General features: G+C 67.1%; 22 protein-coding genes and 1 tRNA gene. 11 read left to right on the top strand and 12 right to left on the bottom strand.

Annotated features, from left to right (window positions below):
• The first annotated feature begins 42 nt into the window (after window positions 1–42).
• Window positions 43–1,662: a bifunctional aspartate transaminase/aspartate 4-decarboxylase gene (locus tag IEV99_RS04075; RefSeq protein ID WP_188516425.1), complete on the top strand. Its 1,620-nt coding sequence runs from the start codon at window positions 43–45 to the stop codon at window positions 1,660–1,662.
• A 271-nt stretch (window positions 1,663–1,933) separates the two neighbouring features.
• The gene (locus IEV99_RS04080; protein ID WP_188516426.1) at window positions 1,934–3,304 is read left to right on the top strand and encodes a porin; all 1,371 of its coding nucleotides are present in this window, start codon (window positions 1,934–1,936) and stop codon (window positions 3,302–3,304) included.
• Between the two features lie 52 nt (window positions 3,305–3,356).
• Here IEV99_RS04080 and IEV99_RS04085 read toward each other — a convergent pair whose 3' ends face one another.
• From IEV99_RS04085 to IEV99_RS04100, 4 genes are read right to left on the bottom strand one after another with little or no spacing between them, the layout of a single operon-like run.
• Window positions 3,357–4,586 (bottom strand): acetate/propionate family kinase, encoded by a 1,230-nt coding sequence (locus IEV99_RS04085; RefSeq protein ID WP_308469341.1) that lies wholly within the window; start codon window positions 4,584–4,586, stop codon window positions 3,357–3,359.
• Entirely contained in the window at window positions 4,583–5,995 is a 1,413-nt protein-coding gene (locus tag IEV99_RS04090) for a bifunctional enoyl-CoA hydratase/phosphate acetyltransferase (protein WP_188516428.1), read from the bottom strand. The genes IEV99_RS04085 and IEV99_RS04090 overlap by 4 nt, the downstream gene beginning before the upstream one ends.
• Before the next feature lie 43 nt (window positions 5,996–6,038).
• Window positions 6,039–6,806 (bottom strand): enoyl-ACP reductase FabI, encoded by a 768-nt coding sequence (gene fabI / locus IEV99_RS04095; RefSeq protein WP_188516429.1) that lies wholly within the window; start codon window positions 6,804–6,806, stop codon window positions 6,039–6,041.
• A 14-nt stretch (window positions 6,807–6,820) separates the two neighbouring features.
• Window positions 6,821–9,034, bottom strand: coding sequence for a DUF3141 domain-containing protein (locus IEV99_RS04100; protein WP_188516430.1), 2,214 nt, complete (start codon window positions 9,032–9,034; stop codon window positions 6,821–6,823).
• Window positions 9,035–9,308: 274 nt separating this feature from the next.
• Between IEV99_RS04100 and IEV99_RS04105 the strand changes: the two genes are divergently transcribed.
• Entirely contained in the window at window positions 9,309–9,815 is a 507-nt protein-coding gene (locus IEV99_RS04105; protein ID WP_188516431.1) for a hypothetical protein, read from the top strand.
• A 313-nt stretch (window positions 9,816–10,128) separates the two neighbouring features.
• Here the strand turns inward: IEV99_RS04105 and IEV99_RS04110 are convergent, their stop codons facing one another.
• The 3 genes from IEV99_RS04110 to hemA form a co-directional block, all read right to left on the bottom strand.
• Complete coding sequence (locus IEV99_RS04110; RefSeq protein WP_188516432.1) at window positions 10,129–10,611, bottom strand: hypothetical protein; 483 nt, start codon at window positions 10,609–10,611, stop codon at window positions 10,129–10,131.
• A gap of 295 nt (window positions 10,612–10,906) precedes the next feature.
• Window positions 10,907–10,981: transfer RNA gene (locus IEV99_RS04115), tRNA-Thr, on the bottom strand.
• Window positions 10,982–11,100: 119 nt separating this feature from the next.
• Window positions 11,101–12,339, bottom strand: coding sequence for a 5-aminolevulinate synthase (gene hemA, locus IEV99_RS04120; RefSeq protein WP_188516433.1), 1,239 nt, complete (start codon window positions 12,337–12,339; stop codon window positions 11,101–11,103).
• Between the two features lie 161 nt (window positions 12,340–12,500).
• On the opposite strand from hemA, the gene IEV99_RS04125 reads away from it, so the two are divergent.
• The 7 genes from IEV99_RS04125 (at window position 12,501) to IEV99_RS04155 (ending at window position 17,614) form a co-directional block, all read left to right on the top strand.
• The gene (locus tag IEV99_RS04125) at window positions 12,501–12,668 is read left to right on the top strand and encodes a hypothetical protein (protein ID WP_244643544.1); all 168 of its coding nucleotides are present in this window, start codon (window positions 12,501–12,503) and stop codon (window positions 12,666–12,668) included.
• 148 nt (window positions 12,669–12,816) lie between these two features.
• Window positions 12,817–14,109 (top strand): UDP-N-acetylglucosamine 1-carboxyvinyltransferase, encoded by a 1,293-nt coding sequence (gene murA / locus IEV99_RS04130; protein WP_188516435.1) that lies wholly within the window; start codon window positions 12,817–12,819, stop codon window positions 14,107–14,109.
• Window positions 14,110–14,398: 289 nt separating this feature from the next.
• Window positions 14,399–14,839: a DUF2948 family protein gene (locus tag IEV99_RS04135; protein WP_188516436.1), complete on the top strand. Its 441-nt coding sequence runs from the start codon at window positions 14,399–14,401 to the stop codon at window positions 14,837–14,839.
• Between the two features lie 9 nt (window positions 14,840–14,848).
• Window positions 14,849–16,144, top strand: a complete 1,296-nt coding sequence (hisD, locus tag IEV99_RS04140) for a histidinol dehydrogenase (RefSeq protein WP_188516437.1) — start codon at window positions 14,849–14,851, stop codon at window positions 16,142–16,144.
• Between the two features lie 10 nt (window positions 16,145–16,154).
• The gene (locus IEV99_RS04145; protein ID WP_188516438.1) at window positions 16,155–16,652 is read left to right on the top strand and encodes a UPF0262 family protein; all 498 of its coding nucleotides are present in this window, start codon (window positions 16,155–16,157) and stop codon (window positions 16,650–16,652) included.
• The gene (locus IEV99_RS04150; RefSeq protein ID WP_188516439.1) at window positions 16,652–17,101 is read left to right on the top strand and encodes an arsenate-mycothiol transferase ArsC; all 450 of its coding nucleotides are present in this window, start codon (window positions 16,652–16,654) and stop codon (window positions 17,099–17,101) included. The genes IEV99_RS04145 and IEV99_RS04150 overlap by 1 nt, the downstream gene beginning before the upstream one ends.
• Window positions 17,102–17,266: 165 nt before the next feature.
• The gene (locus IEV99_RS04155; protein WP_188516440.1) at window positions 17,267–17,614 is read left to right on the top strand and encodes a hypothetical protein; all 348 of its coding nucleotides are present in this window, start codon (window positions 17,267–17,269) and stop codon (window positions 17,612–17,614) included.
• 39 nt (window positions 17,615–17,653) lie between these two features.
• Here the strand turns inward: IEV99_RS04155 and IEV99_RS04160 are convergent, their stop codons facing one another.
• From IEV99_RS04160 to IEV99_RS04180, 5 genes are all read right to left on the bottom strand, one after another.
• A complete protein-coding gene (locus tag IEV99_RS04160) occupies window positions 17,654–17,977 on the bottom strand; it encodes an AzlD family protein (protein ID WP_188516441.1) in 324 nt (107 codons plus the stop codon).
• Complete coding sequence (locus IEV99_RS04165) at window positions 17,970–18,710, bottom strand: AzlC family ABC transporter permease (protein ID WP_188516442.1); 741 nt, start codon at window positions 18,708–18,710, stop codon at window positions 17,970–17,972. Before IEV99_RS04165 ends, IEV99_RS04160 begins: the two co-directional genes overlap by 8 nt.
• Window positions 18,711–18,717: 7 nt before the next feature.
• Window positions 18,718–19,401, bottom strand: coding sequence for a TerC family protein (locus tag IEV99_RS04170; protein ID WP_188516443.1), 684 nt, complete (start codon window positions 19,399–19,401; stop codon window positions 18,718–18,720).
• 33 nt (window positions 19,402–19,434) lie between these two features.
• On the bottom strand, window positions 19,435–20,118 hold the full coding sequence (locus tag IEV99_RS04175) for a TerC family protein (protein WP_188516444.1): 684 nt from the start codon (window positions 20,116–20,118) through the stop codon (window positions 19,435–19,437).
• Between the two features lie 110 nt (window positions 20,119–20,228).
• Window positions 20,229–21,314, bottom strand: a complete 1,086-nt coding sequence (locus tag IEV99_RS04180; RefSeq protein ID WP_188516445.1) for a tartrate dehydrogenase — start codon at window positions 21,312–21,314, stop codon at window positions 20,229–20,231.
• Between the two features lie 194 nt (window positions 21,315–21,508).
• On the opposite strand from IEV99_RS04180, the gene IEV99_RS04185 reads away from it, so the two are divergent.
• Window positions 21,509–21,949: a tripartite tricarboxylate transporter TctB family protein gene (locus IEV99_RS04185; RefSeq protein WP_210318618.1), complete on the top strand. Its 441-nt coding sequence runs from the start codon at window positions 21,509–21,511 to the stop codon at window positions 21,947–21,949.
• The last annotated feature ends 4 nt before the right edge of the window (window positions 21,950–21,953 follow it).

Consider the following 21,953-nt stretch of genomic DNA (forward strand, 5'->3'; position numbering starts at 1 on the left):
TTGACGGCACAAGAACTGACGCACCAGCATCAGGAGCAAGTCATGGCTGACATCCTCACACTGAAGAAGTTCGAAGCCCTGAGCCCGTTCGAGATCAAGGACGAACTGATCGATCTCGCGAAGAAGACATCGCGGAGCTCGCAATCGGCGTTTCTGAACGCGGGCCGTGGAAATCCCAACTGGGTGGCCACCAAGCCGCGCGAAGGCTTCTTCCTTCTCGGCCAGTTCGCCCTGACGGAGAGCACACGGGTGATGTCGCATCCCGCCGGCCTCGGTGGGATGCCGCAGGCCAGCGGCATCGCGGCGCGTTTCAAGACCTGGCTGGCCGAACACGCGAACCTGCCGGGCGCGGAGTTCCTCGCCGCCATGGTCGAGTTCGCCGCCACGACGTTCGACTTCGACCGTGACGCGTTCGTGCACGAACTCGTCGACTCCATCATAGGCGATAACTATCCGGTTCCGGATCGAATGCTCGTCCACAACGAGCGGATCGTGCACGAATACCTGCAATGGGCGATGTGCGGCAAGCCGCAGGCGCCGGGCAAGTACAACCTCTATGCGGTTGAGGGCGGCACCGCCGCGATGTGCTACATCTTCAAGTCGCTCAAGGCCAATCGGCTGCTGCTGCCCGGCGACACCATCGCGCTCGGCACGCCGATCTTCACGCCCTATATCGAGATGACGCATCTTGAGGACTATGATCTCAAGGTCGTGCAGATCAAGGCGCCTCAGGAGAATCGCTTCCAGTATACCGACGAAGAAATCGCCAAGCTCGAAGACAAGACCATCAAAGCGTTCTTCGTCGTGAATCCCGGAAATCCCACCGGGATGGGCATGAGCAAGGAGACGATCGCGAAGATCGCCCATCTGGTTCGGACCAAGCGCCCCGATCTGATGGTGCTCACAGACGATGTCTACGGGACGTTCGTCGACGATTTCCGGTCCTTGCTCGGTGAAATTCCGCAAAACACAATCGGGGTGTATTCCTATTCCAAATATTTCGGCTGTACCGGGTGGAGGCTCGGAGTCATCGCGATCCATGAAGACAACATCTTCGACCAGATGATCGCCCGGCTGCCCGACGCAGACCTGAAGGCCCTCGACAAGCGCTATGGCGCTCTCTGCCTGGAGCCACGGAAGCTGAAATTCATCGACCGCATTGTGGCCGACAGCCGTGACGTCGCGCTCAACCACACCGCAGGCCTGTCGCTTCCCCAGCAGGTCATGATGAGCCTGTTCTCGCTGGCCGAGCTCATGGATCAGTCAAAGGCGTACCAGAAGGCGTGCATGGAGATTGTGCATCGGCGCGCGAACGCGCTGATCGGGGGACTGGACCTGCAACTCGAACCAAATCCGAATTTCGACGCCTATTATGGCTTGATCGACTTCGAGTTCTGGGCGCGCAAGAACATCGGCGACAAAGCCGTCGATTACTTGAAAACCCATGTTCATCCGCTCGATCTCGCGTTCCGCCTGGCGGAGGCGCACGGGATCGTCCTTCTGAACGGTGGCGGCTTCTCGGCGCCGAATTGGTCGCTCCGCGTGTCGCTCGCGAACTTGCCCGACGAGGCTTACGAGGACATCGGGCGCGGAGTCCGCTCCATCGCGCGAGGCTATCGTGATGCTTACGAGGCTTCCGAGGCAGCCCTCAGCAAAACATGAACCGAAGCCGTGAAGTCCCCACTGGCGAATATCCTTTGTGAGCCGTCTTCGCTCGGGATGGACAATGAAAACGTCGGCGTGGCCGACGTTTTCAGCAAGGTGTGGCAGCCAGGACCTAGCTTAAACAGCCTTTCAGCCGGTAATCTGATCGACGAGTTAGTTCTTCTTCGGCGTCATCGAGATATTGGCGTTTCGTAGGAGACTGCTGGAGGGGGCTGTGATGAAGCGAGTTCTTGGCGTGATAGCTGGCGCGCTGGCTAGTTCACCATTAATGGCGGCAGATTTACCTACCCTCAAGGCTGCGCCGGTCGAGTATGTGCGGGTTTGCTCCACATACGGTGCGGGATTCTTCTACATTCCCGGAACAGACACCTGCATTCGGATCGGCGGTCGTGTTCGCTACGAATTTCAGATGCAGACCACTTACACGCGCAACGATGACCCAACGGGCACGCGCGCGCTTGGCCGCATCTATGCCGACACGCGCACCGCGACCGACTATGGCCTGCTCCGCGCGTTCGTCCGCGTCGACGTCGCGCGCCGCAACGGCGCGATCTACAGCGGCACGGCGACCCGTATCGGCAACGCCTTCACGGGCACGAGCGTGGACTACAATGGAAACGCGCAGACGCAGGTCGTTTTGGATCGGGCCTTCATCCAGTTCGGCGGTCTGACGGCAGGGCGCACGCAATCCTTCTTCGGGTTCTACCAGGGCGACCTGGAATGGGTTGGAATCACGGCCGGACAGTCGTCGCTCAACGATCTCACGAACTTGCTGGCCTACACGGCCGATCTCGGGTCGGGCTTCTCGGCGACCCTGGCCATCGAGGACCCGGTCGAGGCCCGCAACGCGACCGCAACGGCGGTCACGGCCGTGCCTGGCCTGGCTCCAACTTACGCCTACGCCGGTTCCGGCGTGCCGGACGTCGTCGGCCTGTTGCGCTACGACGCCTCATGGGGCGCGGCGCAGCTTTCGGGCGCGCTTCATCAGGTCAGGGTGGGCGAACAGACAGCGCTGGCCAGCGGCGTGACGCCTCAGGGCTTCGCGCCCTCCACCGAGTACGGTTATGCGGTGAACGCCGGCGTAAAATTCAACCTCCCGATGATCGGCTCGGGCGACGCGCTCTACCTGCAGGGCACGTACACGCACGGCGCGAGCTCCTACATCATGGGCAACTATTTCGGGCTCGGAAAAGCTGCCGGATGGGGCATCGGCGGGGTCGGCAACCTTGGCATGCCGGACGCCGTCATCGCCGGAAGCGCGCCGGGCGATCTGAAGCTCACCAGCATCTGGGGACTGACCGCGGCGGCGCTGCACTACTGGACGCCGACCATTCGGCAGTCGCTGTTCGGCACGTACATGTCGATCGATTTCAGCAACAGCGCTTTCTACGCGGGCAACGGATTCAGCTCTTCGTTCAACGGCGCGAACCCCTACCGCGACTGGCGCTACTGGGGCGTCGGAACCAACCTGATCTGGTCGCCAGTCGCCAATCTCGACATCGGCGCCGAGATCAACTACGTGCGCGCCGACGCCGGCCAGGGCGGCGTGTTCAGCACGATCAGCACGGACCCGGCGAACCTCGTCCGTAAATCAGCGGATCAGGTCATCGCCCGCGTCCGTCTGCAGCGCGACTTCTGACCCGGCCGCCGCAGCGTCGGCCCGGCGGCGTCCCGGGCCGAATTTGCGGTTTTTATTCCAGTTCCCCCGCCATAGCCTGCGGCTCCAATTGGGGCCGCAGGTCCATGCCCGAGGTCCGGATGGTGTGCCGCGCGATCGCGGCCTCCTCGTCGGTCTTCACCACGAGCGCCTTGACGCGGCTGTCGGGGCCCGAGATCACCGGACTGCCGGCCCTGTTGGCCTCCGGATCGAACGCGATACCGAGCCATTCGGACCGTTCCAACGCCTTCTCGCGGATGCGCCAGGCGTTCTCGCCGATGCCGCCCGTGAACACGATCGCGTCGAGGCCGCCCATGGTGGCGGCGAGCGCCCCGATCTCGCGGCGGACCCGGGCCACGAAATACGCGATGGCGTCCCGGGCCTCGGGCTTGTCCGACGCCTCGAGCCCCCGCATGTCGCTGGAGATCCCGGAGAGTCCCTTCAGGCCGCTCTGGTTGTAGAGCAGGTCTGTCAGCGCGGCGGCGTCCATGCCGCGATGCGCCATCAGGAAGAGCAGCACGCCTGGATCGAGCTGGCCGCACCGGGTGCCCATCGGCAATCCGTCCAGCGCGGTGAAGCCCATCGTGGATGCGACCGAGGCTCCGCCCTGGATGGCGCACATCGAGGCTCCGTTGCCCAGGTGCGATACGACCAGGCGCTTGTCCCACAAGGACGGCGCCGTTGCGCGCAGCAGGTGCACAACCGACTCGTAGGACAGGCCGTGGAAGCCGTAGCGGCGAATGCCGGCCGCATACAGCTCGCGGGGGAGACCATAGGCCTCCTCCACGAAGCCGTGGCCGCGGTGGAAGGCGGTGTCGAAGCAGGCGACATGCACGGCGCCCGGGAAGGCCTGCCTGCCGACCCCGATGCCGGCCAGGTTATGGGGCTGGTGAAGCGGCGCCAGCGGCTCCAGAAGGCGGAGCCGCTCCAGAACCTCGTCCGTGACCACCACCGGGCCCGAAAAGAACCGCCCGCCATGCACCACGCGGTGCCCGACGGCCGCAATCTGGTGATCGGGCAGATGCTCCGAGAGCCAGGCCAGCACCGCGTCCAGCGCCTGCCGGTGGCTGACGGGGCCGCCATCCCCCAGCGCCTTCTTCTGCCTGGGCCCGTCGCCCAGCCGCGCCTCGAACCGCGGCTCGCTTTTCAGGCCTTCCGCCTGGCCGCTCGCGAGGCGCAGGGGCTCGCCCGCGCGCGCCGCGAACGCCGCGAACTTGAGCGAGGACGAGCCCGCGTTGAGCGTGAGCAGGCACGCGCTCATCATGCGAGCCTGCGCGCCGGCGCACCCTCGCGGCGGAAGCGCTCGTACAGCAGCGCCAGCGCGCACGAGGCCTTGCGCGCGCGCGCGTCATCCGCGCGCGAGGTGAGCATCACGGGCGCGCTCGCGCCCAGCACGAGCCCGGCCGCCTCCGCGCGCGCCACAAACGTCAACTCCTTCGCCAGCATGTTGCCGGCTTCGAGGTTGGGGACGATGAGGATGTCGGCGCGGCCGGCGACCAGGGACGCGATGCCCTTGGTTTGCGCCGCCTCGAGGTCGATGGCGTTGTCCATCGCGAGGGGACCGTCCACGATCGCGCCCTTGATCTGCCCACGGTCGGCCATCTTGGACAGGATGGCGGCGTCCAGCGTCGATGGGATGTTGACGTTCACGGTCTCCACCGCCGACAGCACGCCGACGCGGGGCTTTGCGATGCCGCAGGCCTGCGCAAGGTTGATCGCGTTCTGGACGATATCGACCTTGGTGGTCAGATCCGGCGCGATGTTGATGGCCGCGTCCGACACGAAAAGCAGTTGCTCGAGGGTTGGAACGTCCAGCACGAAACAGTGGCTGATGCGCCGCTGCGTGCGCAGGCCGCCCTCCTTTTTCACCACCTGGGCGAGCAGTTCGTCGGAGTGGATGTTGCCCTTCATGATCGCGGCCGCCTCGCCGGCGCGCACCATGGAGACAGCCTTGGCGGCGGCGGCGCGGGAGTCCTTCTCGGCCACGATCTGGAAGGCCGAAATGTCTTCGCCGATCTCGGCCGCCATGCGCCGGATCGCGGCCTCGTCGCCGATCAAGATCGGCCGGATCAGGCCGCTCCTGGCCGAAAGCGCCGCCCCTTCGAGCGAATTGCGATCATCCGGGCAAACCACCGCGGTGTTGAGCGGAGGAAGGCCCGCGGCGGCCGCGAAAAGCTTGGCGAAGTGGTCCTCCTGGTCGACGATGATCTGCGGCAGCGCCCGGCGCGGCGTCGCGATCGAGGCGAGGGGCGTTTCCACCTCGGCGGTTCCCTCGCACACAAGCCGGCCATCAGCGGTCGCCACAGTCGTCTCGAACACCGCAACGGGGCGCTCTCGCTTGGCCACGCACTTCACCGTGGCGAGCAGCCGGTCGCCCACATGCACCCGTGACGGAAAGCGGAAGCTCTGGCTCCGGTACACCGTCCCGGCCCCCGGCAGGATGTTTCCCAGAACTGCGGAAATGAGGGAGCCCACCCAGAGCGACGGCGCCATGGCGAGGTCTCCCGGCTGGGCGGCCTTTTCCGTCGAAGGCAGCATCAGCGGGTTCGTGTTCCCGGAGGCGTGAGCGAACAGGATCAGGTCCTGAACGGCGCAGACTCGCTCAACCCTCGCGGTGTCGCCGACCTCGAGCTCGTCCCAGGTCCGGTTGCTGATCGTGTCACGGGCGCTCATGAGCAGCCTTTCTGAAATCTGTGAAGCGGCCGGTGGATGGGCGTCAGCCCATGATGTGGTAGCCGGCGTCCACGTGGATTGTTTCGCCCGTGATGCTGCGGGCGCCGTCGCTGGCCAGGAACGCCGCTGTGGCGCCCACGTCTTCGATGCTGGCCAGCCTGCCCATGGGCGATCGCTCGATCGTTGCCTCCAGCATCGCGTCGAACTCCGCGATGCCGCCGGCCGCCCGGGTCGCCATGGCGCCGGGCGACAGCACGTTCACGCGTACCCCGCTGGGTCCGAGCTCGGAGGCCAGTTCGCGCGCGGTCGCCTCCAGTGCGGCCTTGACGGGACCCATCATGTTGTAGGTCGAGATCACCTTTTCCGCGCCGTAGTAGCTGACCGTCAGGCAGGATCCGCCGGCGCGCATCAAGGGTTCAGCCCTGCGGCAGAGCCGCGCGAAGGAATGGACAGAGACGTCCATTGCCAGGCCAAACCCCTCCGCCGTGGAGTCGATCACGCGGCCATGGAGATCGTCCCGCGGCGCGTAAGCGATCGAGTGGACCACGACGTCGAGCCGGTCCCACTCCGTCGCGATCTTGTTGAACAACGCGTCTTCGTCGTCCGGCCTGGCCACGTCGAGCGGCGCGACGATCCGGGCGTCGAGCTTTTCGGCGAGAGGCCGCACATGGGGCTCGGCCTTGGGGTTGAGGTAGGTGATCGCGAGCTCGGCGCCGGCGGCGCGAAGCGCCGACGCGATGCCCCACGCGATCGACTTGTCGTTCGCGACCCCGATGACCAGGGCCTTGCGGCCGGCGAGCGCATTCGTCATGGCGGTGTCCTCGCTCACGAGGCGGCGGGTTGGCGGTGGACCACCCGGGCCCGGCTCGGTTCGAAGATCGCGGAGATTTCGCCGAGACGGCGCGTCTCCTCCGCCGTCCTGTCGCGGCTCTCGAAAAGGGCCTTGATGAGCGAGAGGGCGTTGTGGCGTTGCTGCGGGTCGTCGGGCACCAGGTTTGGCAGGGCCTTCACAGCCCTGCTTTCGTCCAGCGACAGCGTGAGGGCCTGACGCCGAACCGCGTCCTTCAGCCTCTCCCGGCCAATCTTGAGCGCTTTCGGGAGGCTGGCCGCAATGGCCTTCAGCGTGCTGAACGACCGCTCGTCCGCGCCGCGGTTGGCTCCGCGTGCGACGTAAAGCATGGCCCGCAAGACGGCGTCGACGATGTCGCCCTCGTCCAAGGTCCTTTCGACCTCGGTCCGCAACGCCTCCGCGTCGCCCCGACGCGAGATGTCGCGCACGATCTGGTGCTTTTCGTCGGCTGGAGCTCCCTTCAGGCCGACCATGGCCTGCAGGAGGGGATTGCCGTAGGTCGCCAGGAAAACCTGCTCCGTCCAGTTATCCCGGAGCTCGCCCCAGGTTTTTAGCCCGTTGCTGATCTGCTGGGACATCATGGTCTCGACGTGCCGTAGCGGGTTGTCGTCCCGGACCGGACGGCGGTTGGCGCGCACGGTCTCGGCGGCCTTCTCGATCGCGCCGGACATGATGCTGTTGTCCGATATGGCCGAGAACCGAAGGCGATGCGGATGCAAGTCGCGCAGCATCTCGGCGGTCTTCTCCGTCGAGGCCTTCTGCACGAGAGGGGACAGGAACGTCTGGTAGAGACCCTTGTTGATCTCCGACACGCGCGCGGCCGTGGCGAAACGGGCCTCGTCCTCCGGGCTGTTGACCCCGAAGGCGCGGATGTCGTCGAGCGATCTCGGCTCCACGGTGAAAAGGTACTTGCCATCAATCAGGTCGGCGCGGGGGGTGTCCGGGCCGGCTTCCGTGATCACGGCTTCGTAGAGACCCGGCGGAAGCAGGTCGATCAGCTCGATGCAGGACGTGAACTCGCTGTGTTCCTTTGTCGCCACCTTCCCGGACACGAAGATGCCGAGGTGCCCAATGGTCTGGTGCACGCAGTAGACGATGGTTTGGCCGGCGAGGACCACGTCCTCGTCCTTGTCGTAGAGATCGAGCACCCAGCCCAGCGCTTGTGGCGGCGGGGTGATGTCGTCGCCCCACGAGCAGAACACCACGATGGGGGATCGCACGTTGCGAAGGTCGACCCGCTCGCCGTTCGACGTCACGATCCCGCCTTCGCGGAGCTTGTTGCCGACAAAGAGGTTGTCGGCGATCCACTGCATTTCCTGGGCGTTGAGCAGGACGGGCGAGCCCCACCACGTCTCAAAATCGAGAAAGCGCTGCGGCTCCGTGTCGATCTTCGCGTAGACGTTGTAGGCCTTCTCCCACAGCGTGTTTTCGGGATGGAGCTGCTCGAAGTTGGCGACGAGGCTTGCGCCGTCGAACACGCCATGGCCGAGATCGCCGGCCAACGCCGTCATCCACGTGCCGCCGAGCATTCCGCCCAGGTAGCGCAGCGGGTTCTTGCCGCGAACGCCGGCCCAGTACGACAGCGGAGATCCGGCGAGGATGATCGGACCCGCAAGGTCCGGCTTGATGGCCGCCGTCAGCATGATCTGCCAACCCGCCTGACAGTTCCCGATCAGGCAGGGCTTGCCGACAGCCTCGGGCTCCAGTTCGCGCACTTTTTCGATGAACCTCGCCTCGGCGACGCAGACGTCCTCGATGGTTTGGCCTTCGATGGGCTTGGCCGAAAATCCCACGAAGTAGCAGGGGTGCCCGGCCTCCAGCGCGACGCCGATCTCGCTGTCCTGCTTCATGCCGCCAATGCCGGGGCCATGCCCGGCCCGGGGATCGAACACGATGAAGGGGCGCTTGCGGTGGTCGACCGAAACGCCCGCCCGTGGCTTGATGCGGATGAGCGCATAATTGACGGGCCGCTCGAGCGTGCGGCCGTCCAGAACGATGTCCCCGTCGAAGTTGAGAACGTGAGGGGCGACTTTCTCGGACTGGGCCACAAAGGTGTTGCCGCGCCTGCGCAGCGTGTCGAGCATCAGCACCGAGCGCTGCAGGGCGTCCGTCCAATAGTCTTCCCAGACAGCGACCGGATTGAAGGGCAAAGCCGGGGTGGGAGACTTGGGCTCTGTTGCTGAGCTCATGTACTCGTTCCTTTCGGTGGTTGCAGTCGCCGAGCCCCGTCCCGGGATTGCGGGACATCGCCGAAGCCCTCTTCCGATGGGGGACGAGTCGGGCGCGCCTGGCGCGGCGGCGAAGTAGCGTTGGCGGGCATCCTAACGCCGGGCTTCGAATCAAAACTGATTCCGCTCAGTCCGTTGTTCGGACGATGCGGTAGCTCCGGAGAAGACGGGCCGGGATCGCGCCGCGCCTGTGACCGGCGCCAGAGCGCCGGCAAGCGTGGGACAGGAGATCACCATGGCGGCAGCCACATCGCAGGCCAAGAAACATTCAACGCTTGGCGACGAAGTCTTCATGAGCGCGGATGAGCTGCGCAAATACATGGAGAACATGTCGATGGCGGAAGCAATGGCGGAAGTGAGCGCCATGGCGAAAGCCGATCAGGCCAAGAACGAACTGATCAAGACCTTGGCCAGTCCGCTGTCGCTGACGCCCGACGTGATGGAGGGCATCAAGCGGCGGCTCGGGTCCCGGCTGCGCGAGGCAGCAAAGAATGGCGTTTCCGAAATCATGGTGATGCGCTTTCCCAACGCCCTCTGCTCGGACGGCGGCCGCGCCATCAACAACGCCGAGGAAGGCTGGCCCGAAACGCTGACGGGACGGCCGCGCCAGGCATACGAGATCTGGCGCGACAGGCTGCGGCCTGCCGGCTACAAGCTGAAGGCCATGATCATTGAGTGGCCCCAAGGCCTGCCTGGCGATGTCGGCATGTTTCTGAGCTGGTCGGATTCAAAGGCGCACTGAGCGCCTGCGCCGGCCAGGCCCTGCGCCGTCAAGGTCTGCTGGGCCAAGCGACCGGAAGGTGAGGGGCCGGGGCCAGCCCTCGTTGGCGGAAACCACGCTCCCGATCGCCGCCAGGCCTCCGGACACAGATCAAGCCGGGCCGCTGGCCCGGATCCGCCCGCACGGGCGCGATTGACGCGCCACAAGGCGGCAGGCCGATCAAGCAACTTCACTCCTCACCGGAGGGCGTGGTTGCGTTCGCCGCTAAGAATATGCCAGCCGCATGAGCGGGGCAGCCGCCGACCGCGGAGCTCGCCCTCGTGTCGTGCGCGTCTCACGGCAGTCCGGGATAACCCTGGTCGGAAAAGGGCGACGCCGAGGGGGTTTGCACCCGGATGAATTCCACTCCGCCGGACTTGTGGCAGCTGTTGCAGGCGGATGTCAGGTCCGCGTAGGCGGCCTGAAACTTGGAGATGTTCCTGTCCTCCGCGGCCTGGATGATGGCCGCTATCGGGTCGTTGATCTTCGCCACCTCTTCGATCGGTATCCCGTGGTAGAGCATGGCCGCGCGGATCAGCGTGTCCTGCAGGCGGACAGCCTCGTGCTTCAGCAGCGCCCAACTGCCAGTGCGACCCGCGAACCAGACCTTGATATGACGAAGCTGAGCCGACAGCATCACGTCTCCGAGCGACGGCACGGACGGGTCCGCGTAGCCGCCCGACCGCGGCGCGGCCGGCTCCGAATAGGGGCTGTTCTGCGCCGACGCCGGCGCCATGAAGGCGAGAGCCGCAAGCGAAACAAGGGTAAGACCTCTCATCGCCCACCTCCATCGGATACAATCAGGTTCTGTCCGCCCGGATCGGGCCGGAGCCGCGTGGATGCCGCCCTGGTCAGCCGTAACGATCTGTCGGGGATACCCCGGGGCTCGCACGGACTTCAGCCTATACGGCCGCGCCGCGGCTTCATTGTCCTGGATCAATCGACGTGGGCGTGTGGACACTCGCGGCCGCTGCGCATTGGCGCTGGCGCACAGTCGCGGCTCGTTCAGCGTTTCCGCAACGCAGGTCGCGAGGCGCGGCTGAGGTGAAACCGTTCATGATCTCGGGAAATGCTGGTGCTGCCGGACAGGATTGAACTGTCGACCTCTCCCTTACCAAGGGAGTGCTCTACCACTGAGCTACGGCAGCCAGGGAAGGCGGCTTGCAGCGCGCGTCCCGGAGCGGCGCTCTCTTGCCACATGGGGGACGGGGGCGCAAGCCGGGGCGGGTCGTTTTTCCCCGCCCCAACCGCATGGCCCCCGGCCGGGCTACTCGGCCGCGAGCGCCGTGGGGGCGAGACCGGCGCGCGGCAGGCCGAAATGGTCCCAGACTTCCACAAGCGCGGCCGTGAGTTCGGCGATCAGCGCGTCGTCGTGCAACGGCGTCGGCGTGATTCGCAGCCGCTCCGCGCCGCGCGGCACGGTGGGATAGTTGATCGGCTGGATATAGAGGCCGTGCTGCTCCAGCAGCCGGTCGGACGCCGCCTTGCACAGCTCCGCGTCGCACACCATCAAGGGCACGATGTGGGTGGGCGTCTCCATCAGGGGCAGGCCCGCCGCCGCAAGCGCCGCCTTGGTGCGGGCGGCCTGCTGTTGGTGGCGTGCGCGCTCCGCGCCGGACGCCTTGAGGTGACGCACGGAGGCGAGCGCCGCGGCCGCCACGGCCGGCGGCAGCGTGGTGGTGAAGATGAAGCCCGGCGCGTGCGAGCGCACGGCGTCCACCACGGAGGCCTTGCCGGCGATGTAGCCGCCGAGGCAGCCATAGGCCTTGGCGAGCGTGCCCTCGATCACGTCGATGCGCGCCATCTCGCCGTCGCGCTCAGCGACGCCCGCGCCGCGCGGCCCGTAGAGGCCCACCGCGTGCACTTCGTCGATATATGTCATCGCCCCATAGCGCTCGGCGAGGTCGCAGATCTGGCCGATGGGGGCAATGTCGCCGTCCATCGAATAGACGCTCTCGAACACGATCAGCTTGGGCCGCTCGGGCCCGGCGGCGCGCAGCAGCTCCTCCAGGTGGCCCATGTCGTTGTGGCGGAACACCGCCTTGTCGCAGCCTGCGTTGCGCACGCCCTCGATCATCGAGTTGTGGTTCAGCGCGTCGGACAGGATCAGGCAGTTCGGGATCAGCCTCGCGATGGTGGCGATGCCGGTGAGGTTGGAGACATAGCCGGACGTGAAGACCAGCGCGCCCTGCTTGCCGTGCAGGTCCGCGAGCTCGGCCTCTAGTTGCACCACCGGATGGTGGTTGCCCGAAATGTTGCGCGTGCCGCCCGCGCCCGCGCCCATGCGCCGGGCGGTGGACGCCATGGCGTCGATCACGTCGGGATGCTGGCCCATTCCCAAGTAGTCGTTAGAACACCAGACCACGACGGGCTGCGGGCCCGCGGGCGTGTGCCGGATGGCGTGCGGGAAGCGTCCCGCGACGCGCTCGAGATCGGCGAAGACCCGATACCGGTTCTCGCCCTTGAGGGCGGCGACCGCCCTTTCGAAGAACGCTTCGTAGTTCATGCAGCTTCCATCGCACGGGCGCGGGGCCCATTCAATTCGCAGATCGCCGGACCTGCGGGCGCTGGATTGATCCCCGGATGCGGCCAAAACGGGGCGGCCGGGCGGTTGTCTGGCCCGCGTCGACCGCATAAGGATTTCGGGCGGAAATGGGAGATAGCGCAGTGGCGACAGGCGGATCCGCCGGGGACGAGGCTCGCAAGCAGCGGCTTGCGGCGGCGCTGCGCGACAATCTGAAACGCCGGAAGGCGCAGGCGCGCGCGAGGCGCGAGCCGACGTCCGACGCCGCTAAGCTGCCCCCCGAGCCGCTTCCGGGCGACGACAAGCCGTGACCTTTGGGGAACGCTGCGGCTTTTTGGCTCGCGGTTCGGGCCGGAGCCCTTTATAGGCCGCAATCGACTTGGCAGCTGTCTGCCGCACGTGACCGCTTTCTGCGGCCGGATGGGCGTCGGCCCGCCGCCGCCAACCGTTGGTGTCTCCATGGATCGTATCCGCATCGTCGGCGGGGCTCAGCTCAACGGCTCCATCCCGATCTCCGGCGCCAAGAACGCCGCCCTGCCGCTGATGATCGCCAGCCTGCTCACGCCCGAGACCGTGGTGCTCGAGAACGTGCCGCGGCTCTCCGACGTGCGGCTCCTGATGCGCATCCTCGGCAACCACGGCGTCGATGCCTCCATCGACGGCAAGCGCGTCGGCCAGGACGAGGATCACGGCGAGACGATCCGCTTCACCGCCAAGACCATCGTGGACACCACCGCGCCCTACGAGCTCGTGTCGCGCATGCGCGCCAGTTTCTGGGTGATCGCGCCGCTGCTGGCCCGCATGGGCGAAGCCAAGGTGTCGCTGCCGGGCGGCTGTGCGATCGGCACGCGGCCCGTGGACCTCCTGCTGATGGCGCTCGAGGCGTTGGGAGCGGACGTGCAGATCGACGCCGGCTACGCGGTGGTGCGCGCCCCCACGGGCGGGCTGCGCGGCGGCCGCATCGACTTCCCCAAGGTCACGGTGGGCGGCACCCACACGGCCCTGATGGCGGCCGTGCTCGCCAACGGAACCACCGTGATCGACAACGCCGCGCGCGAGCCCGAGGTGGTGGACCTGGCGAACTGCCTGATCGCCATGGGGGCTAAAATCGACGGCGCGGGAACGTCCCGCATCGTCGTCGAGGGCGTGACGTCGCTGGGCGGCTGCCGCCACCCGGTGCTGCCGGACCGCATCGAGACCGGCACCTACGCGATGGCGGTCGCGATGACGGGCGGCGACGTGCTGCTGCAGAACACCCGCGCCGACCTGCTGCAGGCGGGCCTCGACGTGCTCGCCCGCACGGGCGCCGAGGTCACCTCCGAGAGCGGCGGGATCCGCATTCGCCGCAATGGCGGCGGCATCGCGCCCGTGGACGTCACGACGGAGCCCTTCCCGGGTTTCCCGACCGACCTCCAGGCCCAGTTCATGGCGCTGATGACGCGCGCGGACGGCGTCTCGCATATCCGTGAGACCATCTTCGAAAACCGCTTCATGCACGTGTCGGAGCTCGCCCGCCTCGGCGCCCACATCCGCCTGGACGGCGACCTTGCCATCGTGGAAGGCGCCCCGGTGCTGAAGGGCGCACCCGTGATGGCGACGGACCTGCGCGCCTCCGTGTCTCTCGTGATCGCCGCGCTCGCGGCCGAGGGCGAGACCATGGTCCACCGCGTCTACCACCTCGATCGCGGGTTCGAAGCGCTCGAGAAGAAGCTCGTCCGCTGCGGCGCCCAGGTGGAACGCATCAGCGGCTGACCTCGTGTTTCCTTCTCCCCGGGCGCGCTTTGCGCGCCAGAACGGGGAGAAGGTGGCGCGCAGCGCCGGAGGAGGGGAGCGGTCCAGCCACCCCCAAGCCGGCCCTCTCCGCGCTTCGGCGAGAGAGGCGCCAATACGCCTAGCGCCCGCCACTTGCGGCGCGCCCTTTTCGGACCATCTCTGGATCACACATGGATCGTGGCCCGCGCCGAGCGCGCCGGGGCCGGTGCGGATGCGTTGCGCCCGCGCGGCAGCCCGGCTACAGGGTCTTGCGAAGCGAGGAACGTGAATGACAGGCGTCAACGCCCTGAAGCTGGTCGCGCTCGACGACGAGGACCTGGCTGTCGTGTCCGCCCACCTGCAGGACGCCGTCCTGAAGGTCGGCGACATCACGTGGCTGCCGCGCGAGAAGCGGTTCGCGCTGGTGGCGAACCGCTTCGCCTGGGAGGCGCAGCGCACCGAAACCGGCGAGCGCCGGCGCACCGGCCTGTCGTTTGCGCGGGTGCTGAAGGTGCAGCGTAGTCGTGTGCGCGGCGACGCCCCGGACGCCGTTCTCAACCTGCTCGCAGTCACGTTCCAGCCCACCGACGCGCCGTCCGGCTTAGTCACGCTCGTGTTTTCGGGCGGCGGCGCGATCCGGCTCGAGGTCGAGTGCCTGGAAGCCGAGATGCGGGACCTGGGCCCCGCCTGGGAAACGCCCAACCGCCCCGTCCACCAGCTCCAGGACTGAGGAACCACGATGCCGATGCGCCTCGACGCCGGGTCGCCGACCTTCGCGCGCGACTTCGCCGGCCTGCTCGCCGCCAAGCGCGAGGTGTCGGAGGATGTCGACCTCGCCGTGAAGGCGATCATCGAGGACGTGATCGCGCGCGGCGACGCCGCCCTGGTCGATTACACGCGTCGGTTCGACCGGCTCGAACTGGACGCCGCCGGCCTCAAGGTCACGGAGGCCGAGATCGAGGCGGCGTGGGCGCGCTGCGACCCGGACGCCATTGTGGCGCTGCGCACGGCGCGCGACCGCATCGAGGCTTACCACGCCCGCCAGAAGCCTTCGGACGAGCGCTTCACGGACACGCTTGGCGTTGAGCTCGGCCACCGCTGGACGGCCGTCGAGGCCGCAGGTCTCTATGTTCCGGGCGGCACTGCGAGCTATCCGTCGTCCGTGCTGATGAACGCCGTGCCCGCGCGCGTGGCCGGCGTGCCTCGCATCGTAATGGTGGTGCCGTCGCCCGACGGCGTCCTGAACCCGCTCGTGCTGGCCGCGGCGCGGGTCGCGGGCGTGTCCGAGATCTACCGCGTTGGCGGCGCGCAGGCGATCGCGGCGCTGGCCTACGGCACCGATACGATTGCGCCCGTCGCCAAGATCGTCGGCCCAGGCAACGCCTATGTGGCGGCCGCCAAGCGGCGCGTGTTCGGGCAGGTCGGAATCGACATGATCGCCGGACCCTCCGAGGTGGTGGTGGTGGCCGATTGCCACGCCAACCCGGACTGGATTGCGGCCGACCTGTTGGCGCAGGCCGAGCACGACGCCGCGGCCCAATCCATCCTGATCACCGACTCGGCCGAATTGGCCGACTCCGTGGCGGAAGCCGTGGAGCGCCGGCTCTCCACCCTGCCGCGCGCCGCCATCGCGGGCGCGAGCTGGCGCGACTTCGGCGCCATCCTGCTCACACCCTCACTGGCCCAGGCCGTGCCGCTGATCGATCGCCTCGCGCCCGAGCATCTCGAGCTCGAATGCGAGGACGCGGAGGCCTTGGCCGGACAGATCCGCAATGCCGGCTCCATCTTTCTGGGCAGCCACACCCCGGAGGCGATCGGCGACTATGTGGGAGGGCCCAACCATGTGCTGCCCACCGCGCGGTCGGCGCGGTTTTCGTCCGGACTCGGCGTGCTGGACTTCATGAAGCGGACGTCCATCCTGAAGTGCGATCCCGAGTCGCTGCGCCAGCTTGGCCCGGCCGCCATCACGTTGGCGCGGTCCGAGGGGCTGGAGGCGCATGCGCGCTCGATCGCCGTGAGGCTGAACCTGGGCTGAGGGGCGTCGTATGGGGCAGGGGCCGGACCAAAGCAGGACGCCGCAGAAGCGCCTCGCCGCCGTGACGCTGGACGACGTGTCGATCGGGCGCGCCGCGCCCGAGCAGGAGCACGAGCGCGCCATCGCGATCTACGACCTCATCGAGTCAAACAGCTTTGGGCTGCCGGGCCACGAGGGTGGCCCGTATGTGCTACATATCGGCCTGCTGGAAGGCAAGCTGGCGCTGGACGTGCGCGACCAAGCCGGAGCCAGCCTCATCACCCACATCCTGTCGCTCGCCCCATTCCGCCGGGTCGTGAAGGACTACTTCATGGTCTGCGAGAGCTACTATGCGGCTATCCGCACCCAGAGCGCCGCCCAGATCGAGGCGATCGACATGGGGCGGCGAGGATTGCACAACGAGGCCGCCGAGCTCCTCGTGCAGCGCCTGGAAGGCAAGGTCGAGGTCGATTTCGATACGGCGCGAAGGTTGATCACGCTCATCATGGCCCTGCACTGGAAGGGCTGATGGCGGCGGATGGCCCCACCGGCCGGAAGGTCGGCGCAGTGCTGTTCGCCTGCGCGTACAACGCCGTGCGCTCGCCCATGGCGGAGGCCATGGCGCGCCATTACTTCGGCAAATCCGTCTATGTGCAGTCGGCCGGCGCCCGCAAGGGCGATGTCGACCCGTTCATGATCGCGGCCCTGGACGAGATCGGCATCGACGCCAGCAAGCACAAGCCGCGGACGCTTGAGGAACTGGAGGATTGGGAGGGCCTGAACTTCGACCTGATCGTCTCGCTGAGCCCCGAAGCGCACCACAAGGCCATGGAGATGACCCGCACGCACGCGGTGGAGGTCGAGTATTGGCCGACCCCGGACCCGACCTTGGTGCAAGGTTCGCGCGAGCAGAAGCTCGACGCTTACCGGGACGTGCGCGATCTGTTGGCCAAGCGCATCACCGAGCGTTTGAAATAGCCAAATTCGCCAAAGCCGGTGATATTTTCTTGTTTAAATAAGTCAATTAAATCGTTATCGAGTTTTCGCCGCTCGGCCGCGCGCGATCTGCTAATCCAGCCCTGGACTGCTTTGCGCACTGCGACGGAAGGCGTTTGCGCAGCTTTATTCAGGACGGAGCAGAACATGAACAGACTGGTGGTCATCGCCGCGGCCGCCGCTCTGGCGACACTTCCGGGTCTCCCGGCGTCGGCCAAGAGCCTGACCTTCACGGTCAAGAATACGTCGAAATACATTATCTCGTCGTTCCAGAGCAACGAGGGCAATGGCTGGAGCAAGAATTGGATTCGCTCGGATATCGGCTCCGGCCAAAGCCGGGCGCTCGAGTTCCTGCAGGACGGCCCGTGCGAGATCGAGGTCCGCGTCGGCTGGCGCACCACAGACGGCGGCCAGCAGGTCGGCGACGCCTGGGAAATCGATATCTGCGAAGCCCACACGGTGTATTTCGACGGCCGCAAGGTCACTTTCGACTGAGCAGGCCCTTCGGCCGCCGGCGCGCGTCGTCGGCGGCCGTCAAACCCCGAGGGCGCGAAGGATCGTCACCACGGTCAGGCCCACCGCGAGCGCCAGCAACTCGTTGCGGCGGATCAGCATGGACACCAGGGCGGCTCCGAGCGCCGCCAGGGCGGCCGGGCCGCCGCGCACCACCAGCGGCGCGATGATGGCCACTATGATGGAGCCCGGCAGCGCCGCCAGGCCGCGCCGCACCGGCGTGGTCAGCGGCACATGGGCCATCAGGATGACGCCGAGCACGCGGCACAGGTAGCTCGCCAAAGCCATCGCGAGGATTGCCGCGAGTGAGCCGGCCGAGAAGCCGAGATACGCGCCCTCACCCATGCGGCCGCCGCCTCCGGTCGTCCAGCACGCCCAGCAGCGCGCCCGTGAGGGAGCCCGCCAGGCCCCCCGCCACCACGAACATGTAGCCGGGGGCGATCGACGCCGTCGCGAGAGCCGCCAGCGCGGCGACGCTCCAGCAGATCGTATCCTGCCGGCCCTTCCACAGCGGAACCACCATGGCGGTGAAGACGATCGGCATCACGAGGTCGATGCCGAAGCGCTCGGGGTGGTCCACCAGCCCGCCCACAAGCCGGCCCGGCAGCGTGCCTGCGAACCACACAACCCAAAGCGCCGCCCCGGCGCCGATCAGCACGCCGGCGTCGCGGCCGCCATCGGCGTGGTAGCGCGTGCCGATCAGCCAGTTGGCGTCGGTCAGCAGCGCCAGGCTCGGCCAGAGCACGCGATTGGGCAGCGGATAGATCCACGGTTGCAGCGAGGCGCCCTGAAGGATCATGCGGGCGTTTACGGTGAACACCACGGTGGCGATCGCCAGGATAGCCGCGCCCGTCCACACGTCCGTGCGCCAAAGCTCCAGCGCGACGAGCTGGGCCGAGCCGGCATACATGAAGGCGCTCATCAGCATGGTTTCGAGCACGCTGAGCCCCTTCTGGGCGGCCGTGGTGCCGAAGGCCGCCGCGAACACGAGGCTGCCCGGGATCAGCGGCGTGATCAGCCTGGCTCCGTGCAGCATGCCCTTCAGGGTGACGGGCGGCGGGGGGGCGGCCTCCGTCATTGGCGGCTCAGGTCGCGGCCGAATGGGCGCGCCGTTTCAGCGCGTAGCCCAGGCCGAGAACGAGGGCCGTTCCGGCGATCGCGAAGGGGATCTCGAGGTGCTTGAGCTGCGCTTCGCCGAACCTCTCCACCAGATAGGGATCCGAATCCAGCATCTCGCCCGCCACCCAGCCAAGAAGGCCCGCGCCGGCCCAGACCAGAAGCGGGAAGCGCGCCAGCAGCGCCATGATCAGGGTCGCGCCCGCGACAATCAGCGGGATCGAGATCAGCAGCCCCAGCGCCATTAGCGCCATGCTGTCCTTGGCGATGGCCGCAATGGCGAGCACGTTGTCGAGGCTCATCACCATGTCGGCCACCGCGATGGTCCAGATGGCGCTGAGCAGGCGGTCGCTGGCCTTGATGTCGCCTTCGCCCTCGTCCTCGTCCGAGATCAGCTTCACGGCGACCCAGAGCAGCAGCAGCGAGCCGATGATGCGCAGAAACGGCGTCGCCAGCAGCTTGGCGACCACGATCGTGAAGATGATGCGCAGCAGCACCGCGACGCCGGCGCCCAGCACCAGGCCGACGCGGCGCTGGCGGGCGGGCAATCCCCGGCATGCGAGCGCGATGACGACGGCGTTATCGCCCGACAGGAGGATGTTGACCCACACGACCTCGAGGATCGCGAGCCCGGTCTGCAGATTGAAATCCATGGGAGGCGATCACTCGTCGTGTGGCGGTTTGCTTCACGAAGGGTGATGCACCGCGGACCGCCTCGCGCGCAAGGCCCACGCGAGGAGGAGCACCAATGCGGCGCCCGCAGCCGCGGCCGGATATTTCCACGACGCCGCGCTCGGGCCGATCTGCGCCACGACCCACGGATCGGTGACGATCATCTCGCCGCCGATCCAGCCCAGCAGGGCGGCGCCGCCCCAGACGAAGACCGGAAACCGCGCGATCAGGGCCATGATCAGCGTCGAGCCGACCACGATCAGCGGGATCGAAACCAGGAGGCCGAACACAAACAGCGCCGCGTTGCCGTCCGCCGCCGCCGCGATCGCGACCACGTTGTCGAGGCTCATCACCGCGTCCGCGATCGCGATGGTGCGCACGGCCTGCCAGAGCGTCTCGCTCTCCGAGACGGCGTGCTCCTCTTCCTCGCCCAGCACCAGCTTCACGGCGATCCAGAACAGCAACGCGCCGCCGGCCACGCCCAGGAACGGCACCTCCAGCAGCCAGCTGATGATAAACGCGAAGATGATGCGCAGCACCACGGCGGTGCCCGCGCCGAGCACGATGCCGATCCGCCGCTTGGCGGGCGGCAACGAGCGGCACGCCAGCGCGATCACGACCGCGTTGTCGCCCGACAGCAGCAGGTCGATCCAGATGATCTGGAGGATCGACAGCAGGGTCTGGGGATTGATGTCCATTGCGCAACGCTCGTCCGGCCCGCCGGTGTGGTAGCGGCCGAAACAAACATTGGCAATCCGCAATGTTCTGCAAGGGCCGGCCGCACACGCGCGGGCCGGCCCGTCGGTCGTTAGGCCAGCGCGTCCGCAACCGCCTTGGCGCACGTAACCGTGTTGGCCGGCCCCTTGAGGTCGCCGGTGCGCAGCTTGGGCTCGGACAGCACCGTCTCGATCGCCTGCAGGATGGCGCGGCCGGCTTCCACCTCGCCCAGATGCTCCAGCATCATGGCGGCGGACCAGATCTGGCCGATCGGATTGGCGATGCCCTTGCCGGCGATGTCCGGCGCGGAGCCATGCACGGGCTCGAACAGCGACGGGAATTTACGCTCCGGGTTGATGTTGCCGGACGGCGCGATCGCGATGGTGCCCGTGCAGGCCGGGCCGAGGTCGGACAGGATGTCGCCGAACAGGTTTGACGCCACCACCACGTCGAAGCGGTCCGGGTTCTGGACGAAATGGGCCGTCAGGATGTCGATGTGGTACTTGTCCCACCGCACGTCCGGGTAGCTCTTGGCCATGGCCTCCACGCGCTCGTCCCAATACGGCATCGTGATCGCGATGCCGTTGGACTTGGTCGCCGAGGTGAGATGCTTCTTCTCGCGCTTTTGCGCCAGGTCGAACGCGAATTTCAGGATCCGGTCGGTGCCGTGGCGCGTGAACACGCTCTCCTGCACGACGAATTCGCGGTCCGTACCCGGGAACATGCGCCCGCCGAGGGCCGAGTACTCGCCTTCGGTGTTTTCGCGCACGACGTAGAAGTCGATGTCGCCCGGCTGCCGGCCGGCGAGCGGGGAGGGGACGCCCGGCATCAGCTTGCAGGGGCGCAGGTTGACGTACTGGTCGAACTCGCGCCGGAACAGGATCAGCGAGCCCCACAGCGAGACGTGGTCCGGCACCGTGTCGGGCCAGCCCACCGCGCCGAAGAAGATGGCGTCGTGCTGGCCGATGCGCTCCTTCCAGTCCTCCGGCATCATGCGGCCGTGGCGCGCGTAATAGTCGCAGCTGGCGAAATCGAAATCGTCGAGCTGCAGCTTGAAGCCGAACTTCTTGGCGGCCGCTTCCAGCACGCGCACGCCTTCCGGCACCGTTTCCTTGCCGATGCCGTCGCCGGGGATCACCGCGATGCGGTGGACGCGATTGCTGGCTTGCTGGGTCATCGATGCCGTTTCCTCGTGCTTCGCCGCTTATCTCGCTGATGCGGCTTGATCTTCCGCGAGCCTATTGCAACAAAAGGAGCGAAGAAATCACGAAAAGCCGACGACCTCCCCTGCGTGGAGCGTGACGCGGCTCCCGGGGAGTTGGAATGGCCGGCACGCAAGAGGGCGCCTCACACGGAGGCGGAGGGCTGAGGGTGCGCAATCCGCAGGACGGGGCGGCGGGCCTGTTCCTCCTCGCGGTGGCGGCGTTCGCGCTCTGGCAGGGCGCCGACCTGCCCCTCGGCACGCTACGCTCCATGGGCGCCGGCATGCTGCCGACCTCGCTGGCCGTGCTGGTCGGGCTGTTCGGCTTCATCCTGGTGGTGCTCGCCTTTCTGGAGGACGGTCCGGCGCTGGAGCGTTGGAACCTGCGCGGTCCCATCTTCATCCTCGGCTCCGTGATCGTGTTCGCGCTTCTGATTCGCACGGCCGGCCTGGCGATCGCGGGCCCGGTCGCGATGCTTGTCAGCTGCTTCGCCAGCGACGAGGTGCGCTGGAAGGAGGCCGTGATCTTCTCCGTGTGCATGACGGCGTTCTGCATCCTCCTGTTCAAGGTGATGCTGTCGTTGCCGATCCCCGTTTTCACCCTGTTCTGAGCGC

This window comes from Alsobacter metallidurans, from assembly GCF_014636935.1.
Lineage (GTDB): Bacteria > Pseudomonadota > Alphaproteobacteria > Rhizobiales > Beijerinckiaceae > Alsobacter > Alsobacter metallidurans.